The organism is Vibrio sp. 10N.286.52.C3 (assembly GCF_041468865.1).
Taxonomy (GTDB): domain Bacteria; phylum Pseudomonadota; class Gammaproteobacteria; order Enterobacterales; family Vibrionaceae; genus Vibrio; species Vibrio crassostreae_C.
On sequence record NZ_JBFRJM010000107.1, the window covers coordinates 1 to 2,507 of the forward strand.

The following is a 2,507-nucleotide window of genomic DNA, read 5'->3' on the forward strand; positions in this document are numbered from 1 at the left end:
CCGATCACTTTTAGCCTAACTCCGAAATCGGTGATCGGAATAGCGAAAACCGCGATCGGAATGCCCGAAATCCTTCCTTTTTCTCTTTTAAATCAATAGCTCGCTATTCTTTACTTCTTAAACAAGAACGTAAGGAAGCGACAATGGCCAAAAAGAGAACTCCAATGAACAAAATCAAAGAGGTATTACGCCTTAAGTACGACTGCGGTCTCTCCAATCGTGGTATCGCTTCTTGCCTGAAACTCGGCCCGTCCACCATATCGGAACTCCTTACTCGCTTTAAACAAAGCCAACTTGGCTGGCCTCTACCCGAAAGTTGCAGCGATGCTGATCTCACGCAAGCGCTGTATCACGGCAAGAAAGCCAGTCGCGATAAAGTCATGCCAGACTTCACTCAATACGCAGTCGAACTCAGACGTAAAGGCATGACAAAGATGTTGTTGTGGCAGGAATACCATGAGCAATATCAAGAACAAGCTTACGCTTACACTCAGTTCTGCGAGCACTTCACTCGTTGGTTCAAAACTCAAAAGCGCAGCATGCGCCAGCTCCATGTGGCAGGTGACAAGCTGTTTATCGATTACTGTGGGCCTCGGCTTCAAGTGGTCAACCCTGATACAGGTGAAGTGCGCGAAGCAGAAGTGTTCGTGGCGACCTTAGGTGCGTCCAATTACACCTATGTTGAAGCCTTCCCGAGTCAAGGTAAGTCTTACTGGTTAGAGGCGCATGCCAATGCGTTCGAGCACTTCGGTGGTGTACCACAGCTCTTGGTTCCCGATAATCTACGTAGCGCGGTCACCAAAGCCAATCGTTATGAGCCGAGACTTAACGACAGTTATCAAAAACTGGCGAATCACTATCAAACCGCAGTGATGCCAGCTCGCCCTTACAAACCGAAAGACAAAGCCAAGGCAGAGAATGCCGTGCTCCTAGTGGAACGCTGGATCATGATGCGACTACGACATCAAACCTTCCATACCTTCAAAGAGCTGAACCTTTCCATCCGTGAGCTTATGAATGACTTAAACGAACGTGAGATGAAACAGTATGGTGCGAGCCGCAAAGCGCTGTTCGACAAACTCGATAAGCCAGCGTTAAAGCCGCTACCTAAGCAGCGATACCTCTATACCGAAACCAAGCGAGCCAAGGTTGGGCCTGATTATCACATAGAATATCGCCGCCACTACTACTCGGTGCCACATCAACTTGTTGGTCACCATGTCGAACTGGAAGCCTCCAACCGTCTGGTGCAGATCTACCATCAAGGTAACTTGGTAGCCCAGCATCCACGCAGCCAAAGAGAGCGCGGAAACAGCACCCAACCAGAGCACATGCCGAGTAATCATCAACATCAGAAGTGGTCGCCTGGACGCCTGCTCAACTGGGGAGCCAATATCGGCCCAGCCACACGAGAAGTCATCAATAAGATGCTCTACTCCAAGCCTCATCCAGAGCAGTCGTATCGCTCCTGCCTTGGGCTGCTCAATCTGAGTAAAGCGCATGGCGAGTCGCGCTTAGAGCAAGCCTGTAAAGATGCGCTGATGCTGACAAAACCGAACTACACCTTCATCAACAATCTGCTGAAGAACAATCGTGAAGGACAACTGAGCAAAGACAACACGAGCACGCCGAACCTTGTTCATAGCAATGTCCGTGGCCCGAACTGTTATCACTAGGAGAAATACAAATGAACGCACTGAACGACCAACTCAAAACCCTCCGCTTGAGCCATGCAGTGAAAGCGTTAGAGCAGCAACAAGAACAACTGAGCACCTACGCAGAGCTGGACTTCGAGGAAAGGCTAAGCCTACTTCTGGAAAGTGAAATCTTGAATCGCAATCAGACAAAAATCCAACGCTTAAAACGGCAAGCCAAACTGAGAGTGGATGCTCAGCCGAGCCAACTCATCTACAAGGAGGGACGAAATCTCAATCGTAAACAGATGAGCGAACTTCTAACGGGCAGTTATCTACATAAGCACCAGAATATCTTGATCACAGGCCCAACAGGTGCTGGCAAAACGTATCTTGGCTGCGCACTGGCAACCAGTGCCTGCGACCAACAACACACGGTCAGATACTACCGATTAACTCGCCTGCTTGATGACCTGACCGCAGGTCGTCTGGACGGTAGCTATCAAAAGCAACTTCAATCGTTGGCTAAGAAAGCTCTACTAATCCTCGACGACTGGGGGATGGAAAAGCTAACCCAAGAGCATGCAGGTCACTTATTAGAAGTGCTTGAAGATCGTTACCAAAACAGCAGCACGATCGTCATCAGTCAGTTACCTGTAAAGGAGTGGTACAACATGATCGGTAACGCCACTGTCGCAGACGCTCTAATGGATCGGCTGGTACACAATAGTCATCGAATAGAACTAGGAGGTGAGTCGATGAGAAAACTGGCGCAATCCGATCACTTAGAGTAAAAATAGGAAGAGAGAAAAACGGCAGGATCAAGTGATCGGAATAAACCGAAACGAGCGATCGCAATCACCGAAATACGCA

The 2,507-nt window shown here is 48.9% G+C and carries 2 protein-coding genes; both read left to right on the top strand.

From position 1 onward, the window contains the following. Positions 1-143 precede the first annotated feature (143 nt). Entirely contained in the window at positions 144-1,676 is a 1,533-nt protein-coding gene (gene istA / locus AB4138_RS23415; protein ID WP_372307908.1) for an IS21 family transposase, read from the top strand. A gap of 11 nt (positions 1,677-1,687) precedes the next feature. Further along, complete coding sequence (gene istB, locus AB4138_RS23420; protein WP_011988345.1) at positions 1,688-2,428, top strand: IS21-like element ISVch3 family helper ATPase IstB; 741 nt, start codon at positions 1,688-1,690, stop codon at positions 2,426-2,428. The last annotated feature ends 79 nt before the right edge of the window (positions 2,429-2,507 follow it).

Coding starts and splice junctions, on each gene's coding strand:
- istB (WP_011988345.1), top strand. CDS start 1,688: ATGAACGCACTGAACGACCAACTCAAAACCCTCCGCTTGAGCCATGCA.
- istA (WP_372307908.1), top strand. CDS start 144: ATGGCCAAAAAGAGAACTCCAATGAACAAAATCAAAGAGGTATTACGC.